We start from the raw sequence: 19,050 nt of genomic DNA on the forward strand, positions 1-19,050 counted from the left end.
AGTAGGAGTAGAATAACGTTTTGAGAATCGTTCTTAATTATTTAAATAAAATAAAACCTGTCAGAAAATATAGTAACAAATAAAGGTAATTTAAATCATTTCCGTTCATGTTTGGTGTAAGATTAAGAAAAGAGGGGGTGGAAAGTTATGCTAAAAATATTACAAATTGTTTTTTCCATCATCGGCATTTCTCTCGCAGCTTACGGACTCATCGCACGAGATTTCCAACTGAATTGTCTAATGTTCTTTTTCCTAGGCTTATACATGTTAACTTCAGGCATACAAGAATTCCAGAGAGGGAAAAAGGTTTATGGATGCTTCCTCACCGGGGTGTTTTTATTTTCAATGTATGCGTCTATTCAAAGCTTTTTATGGATGTAGTTACTATTTGAGTCCGATGGAAAGGGGCAGGTTGAGTGATTGAAATAATTTATGATTTAAGTGTACTTGAAGGTTCGTGTTATATAGAGATTTTACCTGATATATACATAGGCGAATGCTGAATACTTCTTCTATTTTCTTTACCGAAGACAACTTTGGCTACATATTGCCTGCAATTGAGAAGTGCTACAAGAAGTTTGATTACTTTGCTTTCAATGAAATAGAGATTGAGATTTGGGGCCAAATTAATAAGGAACTGGATAAAATGAAACAGGTCCTACAAAGTAATCCCACCCCTCAATCATTAAAAGATACAATCGGCTTTCTATATGTCTATTCTGAGAAAGAGTTTAGAGATAACTATGATATCAATATCAAACAACTTATCTCGATGATGACAGAATTTCAAACGTGGATCGAGGAAAAAAGTTCAACAACGAAGTTCATTTCTGTATTAGGGATATGATAGATTTCAAGTGCTTTTTAGCCAAAAAGCATGTTTTTGTACATTCACACAAAACCTTGCTATAATAGCTTTGCGAATACATAGGAAAGAGGGTAAAAGCATGAACGCTTATGATGAATATATGAAGCAGGTAGTAAAGCCGATGCGTGAGGAGCTTGTGGAGGCTGGATTTACGGAGCTAACGACTGCTGATGCGGTGAATGAATTTATGGCAGAGACGAAGGGGACTTCGTTAGTGGTGATTAACTCAGTATGCGGTTGTGCAGCAGGACTTGCTCGTCCGGCAGCGCGTGAGGCGATTGCAGCGGTGAAGCCAGACAATTTAGTGACGGTGTTTGCAGGGCAAGACCCAGAAGCAACTGCGGCAATGCGTGCTTATTTTGAAGATGTGCCACCAAGCTCACCTTCTATGGCGATTTTAAAGGATGGGCAATTGGCTTACTTTATTCCACGTGAACAAATTGAAGGCTTCCCTGTGGAGCAAATTGTTTCTCATTTAACTGGCGTGTTAGAGCAAACATGCGAGAACTAAAAACGATAGTGACGACAGCGGGCAGACCAGACGAGGTATCGATGGCGCTCGCTGCTTTTGCATGTCAAGAATTAGGCGCTACATTTGAGCCAAGAAAGAAGCGATCTATTCACAAGATGTCACAGGCATTGCAGGCCCATGTGATGGTGGCGGGGAAAAATCGTTATGACTATTATGCCTATGGGGCACAGGAGCCATTTTTCTTTCATCCCAATTCTGCGGCGTTTCGTTTAAAGCGCGTTGCACGTGGTGAGACAGAGCCTTTTTTGGAAGCGGCACAGCTTCAACAGGGTGATTCGGTGTTGGATTGTACGCTAGGGCTAGCGGCGGATGCCATGCTAGCAGCTTATACAGTGGGGGAAGCAGGTCGTGTAGTGGGACTAGAGGCGAATCCAAATGTAGCGTTTATTGTTAGACAAGGGATGCAAACCTATGATACGGCTGAGTTACCATTAACTGCCTGCATGCGACAAATTGAGGTCATTCAGTCAGAGGCTATTCATTATTTAAAAACCTTACCAGACAATGCGTTTGACGTAGTCTATATGGACCCGATGTTTGAAGAGATTATTGAAGAGGCTAATAATTTCCAAGCACTACGGCAAGCAGGAGAACATGTCACATTAACAGATGAATGGGTCCATGAAGCCAAGCGTGTGGCGAAAAAGCGTGTCGTGTTAAAGGCGCATTTTCGTTCGGAATGGTTTGCAATCTATGGTTTTCAGCAATATGAACGGATCACCGCTAAATTTCATTATGGTGTTTTAAACGTATAGAGGCTTGTTCTTGAGACAGGCCTCTATTTATTATATCGTTAGAGAAAAGAGGCTGCAATAATATGGCGAACAATGAAATAAGAACCCCATTTGAATTAGATTTGCTGGCAAAAGCACAGGCTTTGATAGGCACGAAACCTCCAAGTCCCTGGATACATGAAACCATCGTTCTAGCGAATGGTGTCCTGGCTTGTGGGTGGGATCCTGATGAAAACATCGTACTCATTAGTGGATCAGGCTATAGTGTCACAGAGCCTATAACAGGTCGTCACCTTACTAGAGAACGAGATGCAGATCGTACAGACGACAGCATAAGTGATGACCGTTTAACGTTTCAGCTGCCAATATCTAAGCAACCGATTCCTATTTTTGGCTTTGAAGCAGGAGATGGGATCCATATGACAACAGATGGCTGGCATGTGGAGGTCATTTATCCTTGGTGGCCACGAGCTACGGTAGTGCTTGATCATCTTTATACGACACATTATGAATATTTAAAAAATGCAACAGCTATTGATGTACAGCGATTGGATGGTGTAATTAAATGTGGCTTCTCTCCATCCGGCAAACATTTACTAATCATGGGCTCAGGCGGTGCCTTGATTTATTCAAGAAAGGAATGAGACCATGAATTATGAAAACGAAGGCTATGTATCCATTTGGGCAGGTAATTTTACTAATGAAGAACAGCTAGCTACCTATCTTAATACAGTTTATCAAGGTGAAGAGGAAACGGACGAATCATTTTCACAAAAGCTTAAGCAGCTTTTTTTAGCAAAAAATGAGCACCGTCCCTGTGAAGAGGCTTTTAAGGCGCTATATGATGAGTTCTATAATCAATTTGAATATGATTTTGGTTTAACATTCGATGAGGATTTCTGTGAGGCATTATTTGATGAGGTTTCTTCTAATCAACTAGGGCAACTTATACGTGATGAATTCTCCTATGCTCGGCTGTTTAAACATCAATTTATAGAAAAAATAGGGAAGGAGTTACCCAAAGCCTATAATACAGTGGTTTTATTATATGATGTGAAGTATGAAGGACAGATTCAACATATGCATCATGAAGCATTTCACTTGGATTTTATTGGTTCTATCAAAATGCGGGAAATTTAATATTACCATTAAAAGTTTTTCGTCAATTACGTATTTACTTTTATGAAATTAGATGTTATAATAATACACGTGCTATTTTAGGTGGCATATTTCCGTAATCTGGCATTCTGCTTTTTGTTTTTGTAGATACTTATTCACACTGGCGCATGCTTTGGGGCTGCAAGGACGCAAAAGATGGTAGGGTTTGCGTTGCTTAAGTTAGAAAGCTCACAGTGGAATTTTACCGCGGTAATGAAACGAATACTGTTTCAAGATAATATTCCCCAGATGATTGGGTTGAGACTTTTACAATTTACGAAAATGTTACCTATAAATACTAAAGGGGTGGTTTCGCACAAGCGAGGCTGCCCCTTGTCTAATTGTATAGCCTGTCGTGCTTTTTAACGACAGGCTATTTTTTTATACATACTATATTGGTATACATTACCGTTTACTCCATTCAGAAAATAAGTAATAATAAAAGTATGAATTTTAGTAAAAATCTAAATTCCGAATAAGAAATCTGAAAAATCAAAAAGGTGAGGGAAGTCTATGGAAAATATCAATACTCTTTCAACAAATGTAGCAGCTCAATTAATAAATTTAGCTGAATCACGGCAAGAAAATTTGGAGCAGCTCGTTTCACTTTATTGTCAAGAACGGCTACTATATCGCCTAGCTGGATCATCCTATGACGATCAATTTTATCTAGATGGAGATACATTATTATTTGCATTAACAGATGGGCTGGTAAAGCATTCAAACGTACTTACACTAACAGCTAGAAAAAGCATCCATCAGCATGACATTGTCAATCAGGCATTGAAGGAAATTTGTTTGATGACAGTTGAGGATGGGATTGAATGGTTTGCAGAAAAGATAGAGTCTATATTAACGGATAATAGTATTCATATAACAATACCAGTAGCATTGGCTCAGATGACCACATACATAGAAGTAAAAATTACCTTTAATGAAAGCGCGCGAGTGATGCCGAAAACAATTATTTTCCCAAGCTTGCTAGATTGTAAGGCTGCGGTACTTTATACATATCCAACGGAGTTTGTGCTTGCACAAAAATTTATAGAAATATATCAATATCCAGCGTTAGAGAAGACTGCAAAGGCCATAGAAGATGTACTTTCACTGATCCAAACGCAAAACATTGAAGGGCGTGCTTTACAGGAATATATTGAGGAATTATTTGATCGACATCACTTTACCATCGAATTAAATCCTACGCTTGAAATATCAGGCGTTCTGAAACACTTTTTTAATCCTGTATATGAAGTCATTTTAGATGAGGATGAATTTTTTAAAGAGTGGCAGTTTGACAATCAGGCTTGGCAATAACGATAGACACCCCCGTGAACCTCATATTGTTCACGGGGTTTTACATATTTTTGTCTCTTTTTTTATTTAAATGATCTGTTGCACGAATAAATGAAGTTGAATCGTATTATGACATGAAGGAGGTTAAGTGAAATATGATAACGTTTGCTGGCTTGTGTGTGCAAGAAATTGTTCAAACCTATAGTGACATGCTTATACGAATTGCTGTGCAACAGACAAAAAGTATGTCTGAGGCGGAGGATATTGTACAAGAGGTTTATATGACACTGATGAAACAGAAAAAGCCTTTCGATAATGAATCGCATTTAAAGGCTTGGCTTATAAAAGTGACATTCAATAAATGCAAGGATTATTTTAAATCTTCTCGTGTGAAGAAAACGGTTCCAATTACCGAAGACATGTCCTTTATCGCAAAAGAGGAGCAAATCGTTCTTGCTGAAATTTTTGAGCTTCATCCTAAAGAGAGAGCCATTGTTTATTTACATTATTATGAAGGCTACACAACTGCAGAAATTGCCAATTTATTAGAGATAAATGTCAACACAGTAGGCTCCAAGCTACGAAGGGCACGAATGAAGCTGAAAACGATATTAGAAGAGGGGAGTAAAGTATGATGAATGCTTATAAGAATGTGATGAAGCAGATTCATGCTTCGGAGGAATTTAAGGATAAGATGCAGAAAGAGATGTTGGCATATGAAAAGAAAGAAAAGAGGGCCTTTATGAAAAAAGTAAGAATAAGTGTGGCAAGTTTAGTTGCCTGTGCAGTGATTGCAGTAGTTGCTATGGTTCATACAAACAATGATACAACAATTGATTTAACGGAAAGAATTGTAGCGGATCATTCTGCACCTGCAGCAAAAGCATTAGTAAATATCGAAGGAATTATTACAGCAGTTGGAGAGGATGGGCTGAGCTTTACACTAGATAATGGAATGGAAGTCGTCGTGACAGATGAAACTAGAATTGGAATTGATGGTCCAACAGCACCACCTAAGGAAGAACAATTATTTGAGCCTACCTTTAGAGTAGGTAATTTAATAAGTGGCTTTACAGAAAATACTTCCTCACAACCAGTTCAGGCAGCTGTCATTTATACAAATTGGAATTTTGAACAACCGATACGATGAAGAATCCCTTTAGAGGGATTCTTTTTATTATGTATAGGGATAGACTATACTATGTGTGCCTTGCCAATAAATCCTTTAAATACTAAAAACACGAATTAATATTAAGAAAATATTATGTTTATACAAAAAAGTATTGTCTAATGAGAATGATGTCTTTATAATTTACCTAATAGTCTTATATTTCCGAATTGCGAAAAATAATACGCATTATGGAAAAATAGAATAGGGGGATGGGCTATGAAAAGAAAGTTAATGGTGGTACTCACAATTGTGGCAGCCTTCACACTCGTTTTAGCGGGCTGTGGTGCAAAAGAAAATTCATCGTCAGGAGATGGAGAAGGTAAAAAAGTGTATAAGGTAGGAACAGAAGCTACATTTGCTCCTATTGTCTCACTCGACGATAAAGGAAATATTGTAGGAATTGATGTGGATGTTCTACAAGCTATCGCGGATGAAATGGATTTTGACGTGAAGTGGGAAAGTATTGGTTGGGAGCCAGTATTCCAAACAATTAAAAATGGTGAGACGGATATCGGTGGTGCAGGAATTACCATTACGGACGAGCGTAAAGAAACATTTGATTTTACAGAGCCGTATTATGAATCTCAATTATTAATCGTCGTGAAAGAAGATTCAAAAATTAAATCGTTGGATGAATTAAAAGATAAAAAGATTTCCGTCCAAATTAATGCTACTGGTCATATGGCTGCTAAAAAATTACAGGGTGAATCAAGTCCAAATATTTTTGCATTTGAAAATCAACCAATCGCTATACAGGAGATGCTGAATGGCAACGTAGATGCAGCAATTGGTGATAATTCAGTCGTTTACGAATATATCAAAGCACATCCAAATGACAAGCTAAAAGTAATAAAAGATGATTCCTTTGAAAAAGAATATTATGGCTTTATGGTTCAAAAGGGGAATAAAGAGCTTTTAGATAAATTAAACGAAGGCCTTAAAAAGATTAAAGAAAACGGGAAGCTGAAGGAAATTACGGGTTCAGATTTTTAATAGTAAAGGCTAGCATAAACAAACCGTAGAAGCTCACGATAGGTGATTGTCTACGGTTTATTTTGATATAAAACCAAAAAAAGATTGGAGCCACTGTATTAGCTCCAATCATTCTTACTCAAACGTTCCTGTACACATGCCGCTTTTCACCATAGTATGAACTTAAAAATAATAGCAAAGCCTTGAACGCGTCATGTTACATTTGAATGATGCAAATTGACTAAATTAGTCCGTAAAGCATAAAGATGATAAATAACCTAACATTAATAAAAGTCCAATACCCATTACGATGTCCATGCTTTTGTACCTCCTTTAAAAAAACGACACATTATTCATAAATATTGTACAATGAATTATAGAAATATGAAACCTTTTAATGGCCAGAACGTATATAATAATAGGAGAATTACCAATTTGTACATAAAGCGTAGGTGATAAAATGAAAACGTGGGTTAAAAAAAGTATAGTCATCATGGTTGCGTTTTTAACATTTGGTTTAATCACGCCTACCCATGAGATTTGGGATGCACTCGATCAAAATCCTTCGAACCGTGCATCCATTGGCCCTGCTGCTGGGACAAGCACAGCCCTAGCTGCTGAACGTGAGGATAGCAGTGACGAGCAGCTACAGATACAAGAGGAAGAGATTGACTATAATGCCTTACTCATGGATGCAGCTAGAGAGCAATCGTACATAAAGTTTGGCACAAAAATTGGTCCAAAAATTAGTCATGAATTCGACAACATCATCTTCCCAAAAATGGAGGAAGCCATTGCGATGACAGTTGCTACTTTGGACGAGCAATCCCTAGCTTCATTAACTATCTCTGAAAAGCCAAGTGGTCATTATGGTGAGAAAATTTTCAATGTTATCAACAATGAAACTGGAACAGATCTAATTCGCTTCCATGTGCGTACAGAAAAAAGACCACAGGAAGGGTACTATTACAACTTCCATTACCACAGTGCAGAGGACAACTTTATGGCACACTACAACCTGGGCGATATCTATTGGGAAAAAAACACACCACCTAAGTGGTTGTCATAAAAGACTTGAAACACTCGTTTACATGGCGAGTGTTTTTTTGTGCGAAAACGCTTATAGCAGGTTTTATTCGGAGCACCGAGGGCAGAGGTGACGATTAAATAGTAAGGAAAGTAGAGAGTAGATTCATATTATTCATTGGGGAGGTTCATGAAATCGTTAAATTTGATAGTACACAACACCAAAAGAAACGTTTATTACACTTTGGAATCAAGGTTTAATACAAGTAAGGTAAGCTGGCTTTGATTGTGCTGGATCTTGAATGGCTGAACAAATAAAGCCAAGAGCTGGAGGAGTATTAGGTAGAGGAAAGTGGTTAGTTGAAAAGATATTGTTCAGAAAGGATGAATGAAATGGACTGGACTGTGAACAAAGGAAATTGTATTAGCCAATGCTATTGGAAAGAAATTAGATACAGGTGGTTATGCAGTAGACTTTCTCGTTAGTTGAACTTTAAGTAAAGATAGGGGAAGGTAAATCCTTCTCCCTAATCTAAGAAACATCTTCTCTGGACGGATATCATAGTTTATACAATAAATAAGAATTTTATGTAGCGAATCTTATTATACTCTGTCACCCAGAAGCAGTGGACATCTATTTCAATATTCCTTTCCAGAATACTTTCCAAGTAGATGTTAGTCTTCTTTCATATTCTTCAAATGAATAATTCATGAGATAGAACAACATTCCATCTAGGAGACAAATAAAAGATGTTGCAATGTTTTCTTTTTCGATAAACTGATGATCGTCTGATTTAACATCTAAAATCATATAAAGTAATTTTCTAATTTTATTTTCAACCATACTGTTTTTTTGAGTGATAATTTCTTTAAATCTTTCTGGTGGGAAAACCCCATACCGTTTAAGAAAAACCCCTCTGTCATTCATATAGTAGTATTCATTTAATTCTCCTAACAACTTATATAACTGATCTTTAATGGAAAGTGAACCTATAGTAGATGCTTGATCATCAATAAATTTTACATAGTCATCAATCACAAATTCTACTATTTTTTCAAAGAGTTCATCTTTACTTGAAAAATAAGCATAAATGGAAGGTGTCTTAATGTTGACTTTAGTTGCGATATCTTTAAGAGAAGTTTCCTCATAACCTTTTGAGGAAAATAATCTTAATCCATGTTCTAGAATGTTTTGTTTCGTTTCTTCTCCTTTTTTCATTTCCTCACCTCATTTAGAAGTATATACAAATTAGGACACAAGCTTAAGGCCTACGATACTAATTATAATACCACCAACCAACATTAATTTTTTTATACTTTTCGGCTCATTAAAGATTAACATACCAAGTAACACACTACCGGCTGCCCCAATACCTGTCCACAGCCCATAGCCAATACTAATAGGAATTTCTTTTAATGATAGTGAAAGAAAGAAAAAGCTCAATCCCATGCACATGATCAACAATATTGTCGGTTTAAGTTTTGTAAATCCTTCAGTTAATTTAAGGCTAATTATGCCTCCAACTTCAAATATGCCTGCCATTACTATAAAAAGCCATCCCATATTTTAATCACCACTTTCTGTTTCTGTTTCATTGGATACTATTTTCAAACCGATAATGCAGCTGATTAATATTAATACTAAAACAACTTTTGTAAAGCTCACTGGATCACCTAACAAAGTCATACCTACTATAGCTGTTCCAAAGGCCCCTAGTCCTGTAAAGACCGCATAGGCAGTTGATACAGGAAGAACCACTAATGTTTTCGAAAAACACCAAAAACTTAACACCAGTAACAACAATGTAGGAATTAGAACACTTATATTCGTAAAGCCATCAGAGTACTTTAATCCAAGTGCCCAGCCGACTTCAAAGATACCTCCAAGAATCAGATAAAACCAAGCCATTAAAATCTCTCCTTCTTCAAAATTAATTTAGTTACATTAAATTAACTAACATTCGTTAGATTTTTTGTGGGAAAAATATGACTTTAACACCTTCATTAAAGTCCTTCCTTCAAATAGCAAAATAATTACCTAACGTTAGTTAGATTTTATAATAAGAAACTTAAAGATACAACCCCTATATCTTAGGATCTGGCCGGTATGCTGAAATCATACCTTCATACCTTCATATCTTCATTAAGAGGAAAAGATACTTTCGTAAATCGCTAACAAATAGTAACTATATAGAAAGAGACATATGTGGTTAAAACCTAGAATGTGCTACAAAGTTCATTACTTAGAAAAAACTGCATCAGGTACTTTAAGAATTTGTATCATATATAGGTTCCGATTTTGATAAGGTTTCAGAAGTAAGTGAGTACCTGGACTTTTTTATGTCATTCAAATGAACATGTTAACAAACACATAAAAATATTAGTATTGTGCTCAAATTGAACGAAATAAAGAAATTTATAGAAAAAAAGAATTAAAAAAGGTATAATCAATTCAATTTAGAAAATTGGTTCATAAGTAATGGAGGTTAAATGTTTGAGCACTACTTTTATAGCAACTACACAAGTTTTGAATGAAAAAGCAGTTATATCTGCACTTGAATTAAATTTAGCAATGATAGAGTTTAATTTACAAGGCGAAATAATTTGGGTTAATAAAAACTTTTCTAGCACTTTAGGATATGAAGTGAATGAAATGAAAGATATGGAACATAAACAATTATGTACGCAAGAATTTAGAAACAGTAAAGAATACGTTTTATTATGGGATAACCTTCGCAGAGGAATCAAGTTCCAGCAAAAAATGCAGAGAGTCGGTAAAAGGGGGAATTTATTATGGCTTGAAGCTACCTATATACCAATTCTAAATGACAAGGGAAATGTAGGTCATGTTTTGAAGATTGCCACAGATATTACAGAACGTGAAAATAAAACAAGGGATGTTATAGCTCAATTAAATGATATATCTACAGAATTAGGAAATTTGGTTGTTTCTAAATCTAATGAAAACATTCAAGCACTTAATTCTCTAAAAGAAGAAACTAAATTAATAATTGAAGTATCTAAAAAGATAAGGTATATCGCTTCTCAAACAAATTTATTAGCATTAAATGCAGCCATTGAAGCAGCACGTGCTGGGGAGCATGGGAAAGGATTTGCAGTGGTTGCCGATGAGGTCCGTAAATTAGCCAATAATTCAGATGAGGCTATCAAAGATGTCAGCTCTTATGTAGGGCACATTACTGATGAAGTAACAAAGGTTAGTGATATCACGGAAAACTTACAAAAGTTAGTTGAAAGCACTCAACTAAGGATTAATAAAATTATGAATGAATTTTAAAAAGTCTAGAAGTAGTAAACAAATACCAAGGCTAAAATACTTGGTATTTGTTATTTTCTTAATTTTTATCTTCCCTATATTCAAGCGCAAGATGTTTTTTTTGTAAATTAATGTACAACTTAACTACTGATAATTTTGGTCCAAATGCTTAAATTTATTGATTAACCATTTCATTACAATAGCTATGACAAAATAGGCTATAAATGAATAGGTGTATTTCCAATGATAGGGTTCATATATTTGTAACCACACCAATAATGGTTCCAATAAAAAAGAGAATACAAAGGCATTTACCATCGCTGCAATTGTAAAAGCTTTCCACGTTTTAAAATACTGGTAAAACAACATATAAATTATAGGCATTTGTAGTCTGTGGATTTCGATAGGTAAATGTAAAGGTGTTATTGTAATTGGATATTGCCATAATCCTAACCAAAAACCTGCTATGTCTGCCAATATTGCTATAGTTCCTACAAAAAATCCATATGTGATAATCTCCATTATTCTTTTTTTATCTAAAATAATGATCCATACGATTAATAAACATAAAGATGTAACTGAAAGAATCCACCAACTCAAGGTAAAAACGTTTTCACTTAACCAATACTCTGTTTTTATATTTCTAAATTGTTGTGTCAATTCTTGAACCTCTTGCCAAGTGGGGTGCATCACGATCCTCCTGATTCGGAATTAATCTCTCTTTACTGTTAAATAATTTGATGCCCATTTATGATGGATGTAGAACATAATAAATAAAATACAATCAGTGACATATGAGAATCCTAAGTTCCACCATAAGTCATATTCAATAAAGCCTGTAGTCAAATAAAGCAGTTCAATTAAAATGACAAATATAGACCAATAAAATATATGTCGTGTAATAGATAAAAAATTTTCCTTTTTAGGTAATGACTGTAGAAAAAAAATAGATAACCACAAAGTATATCCCAAAACCATTTAGAAGATTAATAAAAAATTGTTCGATCTTTGTTCCTGGATATTCCCATAAAGGGTAAACAAACATCATCAAATTCGCAATTAATGATAAAATAATACCAACGTAACATGTGAATACATATAGTGGGAACTTCTTTTTATTAGAAAAAAATAAAAATGCAAGCCAACATATAAAAAAAGAGACTGTTCCAATCAGCACCGAATAAACACCTTCTATCACAATCTGTCTTGTGCTACTTCATAATAATATCTTTTGACAATATCTCAAATATATACTTATAGTGCTGAACTATGCCATAACATTTAGTCTTTAAACTGAAGTATGATTAATTCATTAAAATTTAAACTATAAAAAGTAATTTCAATGAACCCAAAATAGGGTGTTTTGTTCCCCGTTTAGATCTTTATCTTATGAGAGTTCCTTTTTTATCTAATTTAAGCCAAGTTATAATCAAAATATTTATTTTTTATTACAAAAAATACTAAATTATTTATAATATATAAATGAATGAAAAAACACGATTCGGTTGGTAGTCCGGATGCATCAAAATGACGATGTCAGTAGCCTTCCCCTCCTCGGGATGTCCATCATTCAAGTTTAAATTATGAGGGGGGACCTACTATGAAGCTAACCATTTATTATGATGGCCAATTTTATATAGGGCTAATAGAAAACATTTCTGAAAACAAATACAAAGCATATAGGTATGTTTTCGGCAATGAACCTAAGGACCACGAAGTCTTAGATTTTGTAAATAAAAACTTGTTTGATTTTATCAATATTGATAAACATGGTGGAATACCGATCAAACAAGATACAGTAAAAAAAATCAATCCGAAAAGACTTCAAAGAAAAGTTGCTAAAGAACTTAAAAAGCCTAGTATTTCAACTAAGGCTGAAGAAGCTCTTAAAGCAGAATTTGAACTCAGAAAAAAAGAAAAATCTGTTACCAGCAAACGACTGAAAGAAGAACGTAAAGAGTATATTAGGAATATCAAGGTTCAAAAGGCTAAAAATAAACATAAGGGTAGGTAACATCTTTTTTTACTGGCAACATTGGTTGTCAGTTTTTTAGATTATTATTAAACTTTCTCTTTCAAATTTTTCCTTGTGGTAATTTGTTTGTTGGATATTTATGTTAAAATTAATTTTAAAAGATTAACTCTTCACAAACTAAATATCGTAAAGCCATGAGGTATCAGAAACACAGTAACTATTAAGCTTAGTCTATTTGAAAAACAAGATGTAGCCTTTTAGCTTAGGAATGGAAGTGAGATATATGGATGAAAGAAATACAACAATGGAAACATACTTTCATACAAAGGATATTGCCAAACGAAACGCATTATTAAAGCAATTCGTATTTGACTTGCCTGAGAACGGAAAGGACTTTTTTCTAAAAGTGTATAAAAAAGAGCGATATTTGGATATGCGACTTACGGCCATTAGAGGATATGCTGCCTTTGCAAGCGAAGAAGAAGTTGCCATATTAATGAATAAGATGTTGGAAATCTTAAAAAAGCGTGCCGAAAGTACTCCATATAATTATCAGGAATATGAAATCTTACGATCATCTTTTCTGATGCCTTACTTGCTGGAAAACTATCCATATGACTGCTTCAAAAAATTTAATGAACAAATAAAAAAACAGTACGATGCCATGCCGGAAGTTTTCAAAGGAATTTTTACATGTGATGATAAAGGTGACCATATTCAACTAATTCCTCCCGCAATAGTGCGGAAAAAGATTGATGGTTTCCTTCGTGGAGAACAACAATAGTACTAATGGGTATCGTGCTGAAATGATTAAGCCATTTATTTTGAATGGCTTTTTATTTTTTACTTCATTCTCGCAGAGGCAACAATGAACAAATATCCTTTCTTAATAATCGTTTAGGGGAGAATTATGCAGTGGGAATAGCAAGTCCAATGTGCCTTTTTCAGTGAGTAACACATTTAAAGAAAATCATTATTGGAGCAAAGAAATTGTGAGGATTTTCACTTAAACTAAAGGGGAATTTTACTGGAATAGTTTGTATGGTATATTGTGGTAATATAAGGTTGTAAAGGGGGAAATCTAAATGGTTAGAAATGCTCAAACAAATAGTAATTCGGTAATTTCTTTAACTCTTGGTATTCTTTCAATCTTAATACCATTTATCGGTTTGTTTTTGGGTTGTATAGGTGTTTTAGTGGCTAGAAAAGCGACAAAAGAAATTGTACAAAATAACCAAAGTGGTAGTGGATTAGCTATTTCCGGTTTAATTTGTAGCGTGGTGGGAATTTTCATTCAACTCTTTGCAGTACTTAGTATTCTCGTTTTTTATTCTGTAAGAAGTGTAGGATAGTATTTAAAGCTCTTATAAAACAAAAGAGTATGCTTAAAAGAAATTTTAAGTGGTAAGTTGTACTATAGTAAAATGTTATAGGTAATTTAAGCAGGTTATGAAGAAATTTTAAAAATTATATTGACAATATAATTTTTTGCTGTAAAATGAAAAACAATTCAAAAATATTTGTATAGAACAAAGGCAATGAAAAGAAATAGTATCAATTATTTTTACGAACAGAAAGTTACCGGTTGATGAGAGGTGCATGTAAAACGATTGAGAATTCATCTTGGAGCTGTGTACCGAAAAGATTATTCTTAGTAGGCTACGCCGGTGAGCACCCGTAATCATGTGCGAGAGTATCGTCAATTGACCGTACTTCTTAAGGTAAGTAATGTGAATTGCTTATAAATTAAAGGTGGTAACACGAGTTGAATCGTCCTTTTGGTTAATCCAAAAGGGCGTTTTTTTTATTCCTTTTTTGAGCAAGTATTTGAAAATCTAAACGTAATAGGAGTTAGTCATTATGAAAGACAATCATCAAGATTCACAGCTAAAGCGCGGATTAAGTACTCGGCACATACAATTAATTGCACTTGGCGGATCCATTGGGGTCGGTTTATTTTATGGCTCTAGTTCAACCATTCAAATGGCTGGGCCATCTATTTTACTAGCTTATTTAATTGGCGGATTAGTTATTTTCACAATTATGAGAGCATTAGGCGAAATGGCAGTAGAGGAACCTGTGTCAGGCTCATTCAGTACGTACGCGAATAAATATTTAGGACGCTTTGCAGGGTTCTTATCTGGTTGGACGTATTGGTTCATGTGGATAGTCGTTGGTATGGCAGAATTAACAGTAGTCGGTGTATATATTAACTACTGGTTCCCTGATATCCCACAATGGGTAACTGCCCTTGTAGTACTTGTTATTATGACGCTTGTAAACTTAGCAAATGTAAAAGCTTACGGAGAATTCGAATTCTGGTTTGCGATGATTAAAGTTGTGGCGATTATCGGTATGATCGTTCTAGGATTAGCTATTATTTTCTTTGGTGTTGGTAACCACGGTGAAGCAATTGGCTTCGACAATTTATGGGCACACGGTGGCTTCATGCCAAACGGATTCCATGGTATTTTAATGTCACTAGTATTAGTTATGTTCTCATTCGGTGGGGTTGAGTTAGTTGGTATTTCCGCAGGAGAAGCCAAAAATCCTAGGAAGTCAATTCCTTCAGCTATTAACAATATCGTTTGGCGTATTTTAATTTTCTATATTGGTGCATTAGGCGTTATGATGGTTATTTATCCTTGGAACGAAGTTGGTTCAGAAGGTAGCCCATTCGTTCAAATTTTCGATTACGTTGGTATCCCTGCTGCGGCTCACATTATTAACTTTGTTGTCATTACAGCAGCAATGTCCGCATTTAATAGTGGTTTATATGGTTCAGGACGTATGCTACACAACTTATCAGTACAAAAAAATGGTCCAAAATATTTTAAAACAGTAAGTAAAAACGGTAGTCCGCGAAGAGGGATATTATTTTCTTCAGCGATGTTATTAATTGCGGTTGTCTTAAACTATGTAGTACCTGAAAAAGTGTTCATCTATATTTCTGCTGTTGCGACTGTTGCAGTCATAACGAGCTGGATGATTATTTTATTAGCCCAATTGAAATTTAGAAAGTCAAAAACGAAAGAGGAAGTAGCGGAACTGAAATTCAAAATTCCGCTCTATCCACTTTCTACGTATCTTGCCATTGGATTCTTATTAATGGTCATTGTGTTAATGGCATTTATTCCGGATATGCGTGTTGCCCTATATGTCGCACCAGTTTGGTTTATCATCTTATTTGTTGGATACAAAGTAGTAAATGTTAAAAGGTAGTTACATTTCATATAACTGATATTTCTTTAACAAAGACAGATGTAAAAAGTCATTTTGGTTAACTCGTTTAGTTACACCTAAATAAAGATTAATAATTTTTATATACTAGGAACTACCGTTAATAATGTTCCCAAATGTGTTGAAACCAGATTCCATATTCAATGGAATCTGGTTTTTTGTATTTTATTTATGCATGCAGAAATATTTCCTGAAGTTGCATTGTGAAATATTAACATATCCAGTATCATGTTCGATTACTGGCGAAGTTATCTCGCAGTATGTTATTTAGTAGAGGTTCGTGCTAATAATAATGTGAAGGCTGTTTTCGAGGATTATCACAATTGGCATAAAGAAGGTCGAAAAATACCTTTAACAAACTATTTTGGATTAAGTACCTTTTTTGATTAAAGTACTTAAAGTACTTATATTGAACTAAAAATACAATTTAAACAATCGGGCGCTTTTAGTAAGGAAAGCGTCTTTCTTCATCGAAAAGGGCATTTAATTGAATAATATACAATAAATAAATTAGACGTGGTAATTGGAGGAAAAATGCTTAATCAAATGGAACAGTTAGCTTGGGATGTTTGTTAATTTTAAATGGATAATTAACTTAAATTTGGAACTTATATTCATTTCAGTCGTATTAAAGAAAAGGACTATGTAAGTTCAATGAGATACATATATAATATGTAATGATAAAAGGGAGAAAATGAAATGACTATTTATTTAGTAATGTTACCAATGATTAGTATGTTGTTGGGTTTGTATTTCGTATGTCTGGGACTCTGGGAATTAAGAGTTGGTATAGATAGAAAAAGATTTATAGCCTTCTCGTTTACAGGGTTATTTTTGATCTTTATATTTCCTAAAATGTTTGGATTTTTTCAATTTAATTATTAATAGCTTTCAATAAAAAAAATTATTCGTTAACTAGACTAACGGAGTAGGTTAGTTAAAGAGGGCAAAAGTAAGAACGTATTTATATACTGTTAAGTTTTTGTTGTGTAAGGAGGGAAAACAATGCTTAAACAAATCATTCAAAATTGGAATCAGTATTGTTGAGATGAAAATTTTATTGGTATAGGTTCTACAAGAAAAGTATACAGAGTTTTCGATTATGTGATAAAAGTACATTTGCATCCGATCGGTTATAAACAATCAAAAAAAGAATTTGAAATTTACACTTCAATGGCTGATAAAGGTCTTGAAACGTTACTAGCTCAGTCATACTATGTTGATAAATTCATATCTATACAAAAATATTACAAACCATTAGAACTAAAAAATAATCAATCGTATGAGGTGAAAGTTGAAGAATATCGACACTTGATCCCTAATTTGTTTGAAGAGGTTTTAGAAGTATTAGATAAAAAGTTTGACTGCTTTGATTTAGTAGATAGTAGTAATTATGGTTTAAACAATGATGGTAAACTTGTTTTTACTGATTACGGTATGACAAAAAGTTTATATGAGAAAGAATGGGTTCCATTAGCCGAAGAGGGCATATTTCCGCAAATACATTATGATTTTTGCAGCGATTGTGGAATCGAAAAGGAACTTCGGATGTACGGAGACAATGACATAGACAAACGTTGTTATGTTTGTGGTAAAGAATAAGGATCATCCATTGCGGGAAAGATTGTAAAATAGTGTACTTATATTAGCGGGGGAGTTAGTTCTATATAAGCGATTATAGGAATTAACCCATATTTTAGTGGAGTAATGTTCAATGTGTTTCAGAAGGACAATTAAATCTGGATTGTACTAGCGGAAATAAAAAAGAGGGGCGGATTACCCCTCTTTTTTTAATCTAATTCAATGTTGTAAAGTACCTTATCTCTTCATTAGCCGTATAAAATCCAACAGATTCGTATAAAGATAAAGCGGACTTATTTGTAGTTAATACCATGAGGGTAGCGGAATGTATCTGATGAGATTTTAGATAACTCAAGGCTTGTGTAAGCAAAAACTTAGCGATTCCGCGCTTCCTCCATGGTTCACGGACAAAAACATCCTCTATTACACCATAGTCATTCTCTCGCCATACCATTAGTCCGCCCACAAGGGTATCTTCTTGACGTATGATCATCGATGTCCATAGTTTGTTTTTCTTGTATTCAGTTAATCTATTAAGTCCTAGTGGAGTGTCAGGCCAAATTTCAGCTTCTACATCTAGGTAATCTCTTTCCTCGCGAGATGTCTCCATCTTCCAATTCGAAAATTGAAAGCCTTCTTGGAGAAATAAATCAGGAATAGGTTTATTCAAGTCACGATTCATGCGAAACAAACTGTTCAGATGACGGAATCCTTTTTGGATAAAAAATTGATTGTTTGCTGTTTCTGTTGAATCGTTACCAACACAAAGTATTGTTCCATATTCTTTAGGTAAGTTATCCTTTAATTGATTGGCTCTAAAGAAAAGATACTGATAGACTTTATCGAGTAAATCAAAGTCACTTTCTCTTACGGGAATAGTTTTAAGATTAATGTATAGAGAGTGATTGTTTACTTTTGAACGACCAGGGGGGACAACGTTAATTATGCTTACTTGCCCCTTAGCGACCATTTTTCCATTTTCAAATGCACAATAAACGTTACGCCAATTATCTTCATCACCGACCCACCAAAACGTTGCATTTTCTTTTGCAGTTACTAATTGATATAACTCGCCAAGTAAAGGCATATCTTCATGTTTGAAATGACGAATGGAAATCTCTGTTGATGATTCGCTCAAAATAATACCCCTTTCAAAAGTAGGGGGTTTCGCAGTTTAGAGGGCTAGCTATGCGTTTTCCCCTTTAAAAGTTTGCCCTTTACTA

General features: G+C 34.6%; 22 protein-coding genes, 1 pseudogene and 1 other annotated feature. Of the genes and pseudogenes, 18 read left to right on the top strand and 5 right to left on the bottom strand.

Translation table 11 applies throughout. The features are described 5' to 3' along the window. Positions 1-147 precede the first annotated feature (147 nt). The 11 genes from MKY49_RS09985 to MKY49_RS10035 all read left to right on the top strand — a co-directional run bounded on the left by MKY49_RS09985 (position 148) and on the right by MKY49_RS10035 (position 7,797). A complete protein-coding gene (locus MKY49_RS09985) occupies positions 148-381 on the top strand; it encodes a DUF3953 domain-containing protein (protein ID WP_274796969.1) in 234 nt (77 codons plus the stop codon). 265 nt (positions 382-646) lie between these two features. After that, positions 647-847, top strand: a complete 201-nt coding sequence (locus MKY49_RS09990) for a hypothetical protein (protein ID WP_341386118.1) — start codon at positions 647-649, stop codon at positions 845-847. A gap of 100 nt (positions 848-947) precedes the next feature. After that, positions 948-1,379 carry a BrxA/BrxB family bacilliredoxin gene (locus MKY49_RS09995; RefSeq protein WP_312506059.1) on the top strand — a complete coding sequence of 144 codons (432 nt, stop codon included), beginning with the start codon at positions 948-950 and terminating at the stop codon, positions 1,377-1,379. Beyond that, entirely contained in the window at positions 1,367-2,155 is a 789-nt protein-coding gene (locus MKY49_RS10000) for a class I SAM-dependent methyltransferase (RefSeq protein ID WP_341386119.1), read from the top strand. The genes MKY49_RS09995 and MKY49_RS10000 overlap by 13 nt, the downstream gene beginning before the upstream one ends. 62 nt (positions 2,156-2,217) lie before the next feature. After that, entirely contained in the window at positions 2,218-2,778 is a 561-nt protein-coding gene (locus tag MKY49_RS10005; RefSeq protein WP_341386120.1) for a hypothetical protein, read from the top strand. 4 nt (positions 2,779-2,782) lie between these two features. Next, complete coding sequence (locus MKY49_RS10010; protein ID WP_341386121.1) at positions 2,783-3,274, top strand: immunity 22 family protein; 492 nt, start codon at positions 2,783-2,785, stop codon at positions 3,272-3,274. A 531-nt stretch (positions 3,275-3,805) separates the two neighbouring features. Beyond that, complete coding sequence (locus MKY49_RS10015) at positions 3,806-4,606, top strand: nucleotidyl transferase AbiEii/AbiGii toxin family protein (RefSeq protein WP_341386122.1); 801 nt, start codon at positions 3,806-3,808, stop codon at positions 4,604-4,606. A gap of 134 nt (positions 4,607-4,740) precedes the next feature. Beyond that, positions 4,741-5,220, top strand: a complete 480-nt coding sequence (locus MKY49_RS10020; RefSeq protein WP_341386123.1) for an RNA polymerase sigma factor — start codon at positions 4,741-4,743, stop codon at positions 5,218-5,220. After that, positions 5,217-5,735 (top strand): hypothetical protein, encoded by a 519-nt coding sequence (locus MKY49_RS10025; RefSeq protein ID WP_274796976.1) that lies wholly within the window; start codon positions 5,217-5,219, stop codon positions 5,733-5,735. The genes MKY49_RS10020 and MKY49_RS10025 overlap by 4 nt, the downstream gene beginning before the upstream one ends. A 237-nt stretch (positions 5,736-5,972) precedes the next feature. Then, positions 5,973-6,749 carry a basic amino acid ABC transporter substrate-binding protein gene (locus MKY49_RS10030; RefSeq protein ID WP_313469593.1) on the top strand — a complete coding sequence of 259 codons (777 nt, stop codon included), beginning with the start codon at positions 5,973-5,975 and terminating at the stop codon, positions 6,747-6,749. 439 nt (positions 6,750-7,188) lie between these two features. After that, complete coding sequence (locus MKY49_RS10035; protein WP_274796979.1) at positions 7,189-7,797, top strand: YpjP family protein; 609 nt, start codon at positions 7,189-7,191, stop codon at positions 7,795-7,797. Positions 7,798-8,388: 591 nt separating this feature from the next. Here MKY49_RS10035 and MKY49_RS10040 read toward each other — a convergent pair. The 3 genes from MKY49_RS10040 to MKY49_RS10050 are packed head-to-tail and all read right to left on the bottom strand — an operon-like array spanning position 8,389 to position 9,663. After that, the gene (locus MKY49_RS10040) at positions 8,389-8,973 is read right to left on the bottom strand and encodes a TetR/AcrR family transcriptional regulator (RefSeq protein WP_322604988.1); all 585 of its coding nucleotides are present in this window, start codon (positions 8,971-8,973) and stop codon (positions 8,389-8,391) included. Between the two features lie 30 nt (positions 8,974-9,003). Then, complete coding sequence (locus tag MKY49_RS10045) at positions 9,004-9,318, bottom strand: DMT family transporter (protein WP_274796982.1); 315 nt, start codon at positions 9,316-9,318, stop codon at positions 9,004-9,006. Positions 9,319-9,321: 3 nt separating this feature from the next. Beyond that, the gene (locus tag MKY49_RS10050; protein WP_313469595.1) at positions 9,322-9,663 is read right to left on the bottom strand and encodes a DMT family transporter; all 342 of its coding nucleotides are present in this window, start codon (positions 9,661-9,663) and stop codon (positions 9,322-9,324) included. Positions 9,664-10,326: 663 nt separating this feature from the next. Here MKY49_RS10050 and MKY49_RS23010 point away from each other — a divergent pair. Further along, positions 10,327-10,635 (top strand): annotated as a pseudogene (locus MKY49_RS23010) (PAS domain-containing protein); the annotation flags it as partial. Positions 10,636-10,695: 60 nt separating this feature from the next. Further along, positions 10,696-11,052, top strand: a complete 357-nt coding sequence (locus tag MKY49_RS23015) for a methyl-accepting chemotaxis protein (protein ID WP_409264148.1) — start codon at positions 10,696-10,698, stop codon at positions 11,050-11,052. A 123-nt stretch (positions 11,053-11,175) separates the two neighbouring features. On the opposite strand, the gene MKY49_RS10060 is transcribed toward MKY49_RS23015, so the two are convergent. After that, a complete protein-coding gene (locus MKY49_RS10060) occupies positions 11,176-11,721 on the bottom strand; it encodes a CBO0543 family protein (RefSeq protein WP_313469601.1) in 546 nt (181 codons plus the stop codon). 910 nt (positions 11,722-12,631) lie between these two features. Here MKY49_RS10060 and MKY49_RS10065 point away from each other — a divergent pair. The 5 genes from MKY49_RS10065 to MKY49_RS10085 all read left to right on the top strand — a co-directional run bounded on the left by MKY49_RS10065 (position 12,632) and on the right by MKY49_RS10085 (position 17,848). After that, a complete protein-coding gene (locus MKY49_RS10065; RefSeq protein ID WP_341386126.1) occupies positions 12,632-13,045 on the top strand; it encodes a YjdF family protein in 414 nt (137 codons plus the stop codon). A 244-nt stretch (positions 13,046-13,289) separates the two neighbouring features. Continuing rightward, positions 13,290-13,790, top strand: a complete 501-nt coding sequence (locus MKY49_RS10070; RefSeq protein WP_341386127.1) for a hypothetical protein — start codon at positions 13,290-13,292, stop codon at positions 13,788-13,790. A 301-nt stretch (positions 13,791-14,091) separates the two neighbouring features. Beyond that, the gene (locus tag MKY49_RS10075) at positions 14,092-14,358 is read left to right on the top strand and encodes a DUF4190 domain-containing protein (protein WP_274796988.1); all 267 of its coding nucleotides are present in this window, start codon (positions 14,092-14,094) and stop codon (positions 14,356-14,358) included. A 177-nt stretch (positions 14,359-14,535) separates the two neighbouring features. Further along, positions 14,536-14,787: a binding site (T-box leader), on the top strand. A gap of 79 nt (positions 14,788-14,866) precedes the next feature. After that, positions 14,867-16,228: an amino acid permease gene (locus MKY49_RS10080; RefSeq protein WP_341386128.1), complete on the top strand. Its 1,362-nt coding sequence runs from the start codon at positions 14,867-14,869 to the stop codon at positions 16,226-16,228. A gap of 1,122 nt (positions 16,229-17,350) precedes the next feature. Next, complete coding sequence (locus MKY49_RS10085; RefSeq protein WP_341386129.1) at positions 17,351-17,848, top strand: protein kinase; 498 nt, start codon at positions 17,351-17,353, stop codon at positions 17,846-17,848. Positions 17,849-18,041: 193 nt separating this feature from the next. Here MKY49_RS10085 and MKY49_RS10090 read toward each other — a convergent pair whose 3' ends face one another. Further along, on the bottom strand, positions 18,042-18,965 hold the full coding sequence (locus MKY49_RS10090) for a GNAT family N-acetyltransferase (protein WP_341386130.1): 924 nt from the start codon (positions 18,963-18,965) through the stop codon (positions 18,042-18,044). Between the last annotated feature and the right edge of the window lie 85 nt (positions 18,966-19,050).

This window comes from Lysinibacillus sp. FSL M8-0134 (genome assembly GCF_038069745.1).
GTDB classification, from domain to species: Bacteria; Bacillota; Bacilli; order Bacillales_A; family Planococcaceae; genus Lysinibacillus; species Lysinibacillus irui.

Excerpts from the sequence above, each read along its gene's own strand:
- MKY49_RS09985 (WP_274796969.1), top strand. The coding sequence starts at position 148 with ATGCTAAAAATATTACAAATTGTTTTTTCCATCATCGGCATTTCTCTC.
- MKY49_RS09990 (WP_341386118.1), top strand. The coding sequence starts at position 647 with ATGAAACAGGTCCTACAAAGTAATCCCACCCCTCAATCATTAAAAGAT.
- MKY49_RS09995 (WP_312506059.1), top strand. The coding sequence starts at position 948 with ATGAACGCTTATGATGAATATATGAAGCAGGTAGTAAAGCCGATGCGT.
- MKY49_RS10000 (WP_341386119.1), top strand. The coding sequence starts at position 1,367 with ATGCGAGAACTAAAAACGATAGTGACGACAGCGGGCAGACCAGACGAG.
- MKY49_RS10005 (WP_341386120.1), top strand. The coding sequence starts at position 2,218 with ATGGCGAACAATGAAATAAGAACCCCATTTGAATTAGATTTGCTGGCA.
- MKY49_RS10010 (WP_341386121.1), top strand. The coding sequence starts at position 2,783 with ATGAATTATGAAAACGAAGGCTATGTATCCATTTGGGCAGGTAATTTT.
- MKY49_RS10015 (WP_341386122.1), top strand. The coding sequence starts at position 3,806 with ATGGAAAATATCAATACTCTTTCAACAAATGTAGCAGCTCAATTAATA.
- MKY49_RS10020 (WP_341386123.1), top strand. The coding sequence starts at position 4,741 with ATGATAACGTTTGCTGGCTTGTGTGTGCAAGAAATTGTTCAAACCTAT.
- MKY49_RS10025 (WP_274796976.1), top strand. The coding sequence starts at position 5,217 with ATGATGAATGCTTATAAGAATGTGATGAAGCAGATTCATGCTTCGGAG.
- MKY49_RS10030 (WP_313469593.1), top strand. The coding sequence starts at position 5,973 with ATGAAAAGAAAGTTAATGGTGGTACTCACAATTGTGGCAGCCTTCACA.
- MKY49_RS10035 (WP_274796979.1), top strand. The coding sequence starts at position 7,189 with ATGAAAACGTGGGTTAAAAAAAGTATAGTCATCATGGTTGCGTTTTTA.
- MKY49_RS10040 (WP_322604988.1), bottom strand. The coding sequence starts at position 8,973 with ATGAAAAAAGGAGAAGAAACGAAACAAAACATTCTAGAACATGGATTA.
- MKY49_RS10045 (WP_274796982.1), bottom strand. The coding sequence starts at position 9,318 with ATGGGATGGCTTTTTATAGTAATGGCAGGCATATTTGAAGTTGGAGGC.
- MKY49_RS10050 (WP_313469595.1), bottom strand. The coding sequence starts at position 9,663 with ATGGCTTGGTTTTATCTGATTCTTGGAGGTATCTTTGAAGTCGGCTGG.
- MKY49_RS10060 (WP_313469601.1), bottom strand. The coding sequence starts at position 11,721 with ATGCACCCCACTTGGCAAGAGGTTCAAGAATTGACACAACAATTTAGA.
- MKY49_RS10065 (WP_341386126.1), top strand. The coding sequence starts at position 12,632 with ATGAAGCTAACCATTTATTATGATGGCCAATTTTATATAGGGCTAATA.
- MKY49_RS10070 (WP_341386127.1), top strand. The coding sequence starts at position 13,290 with ATGGATGAAAGAAATACAACAATGGAAACATACTTTCATACAAAGGAT.
- MKY49_RS10075 (WP_274796988.1), top strand. The coding sequence starts at position 14,092 with ATGGTTAGAAATGCTCAAACAAATAGTAATTCGGTAATTTCTTTAACT.
- MKY49_RS10080 (WP_341386128.1), top strand. The coding sequence starts at position 14,867 with ATGAAAGACAATCATCAAGATTCACAGCTAAAGCGCGGATTAAGTACT.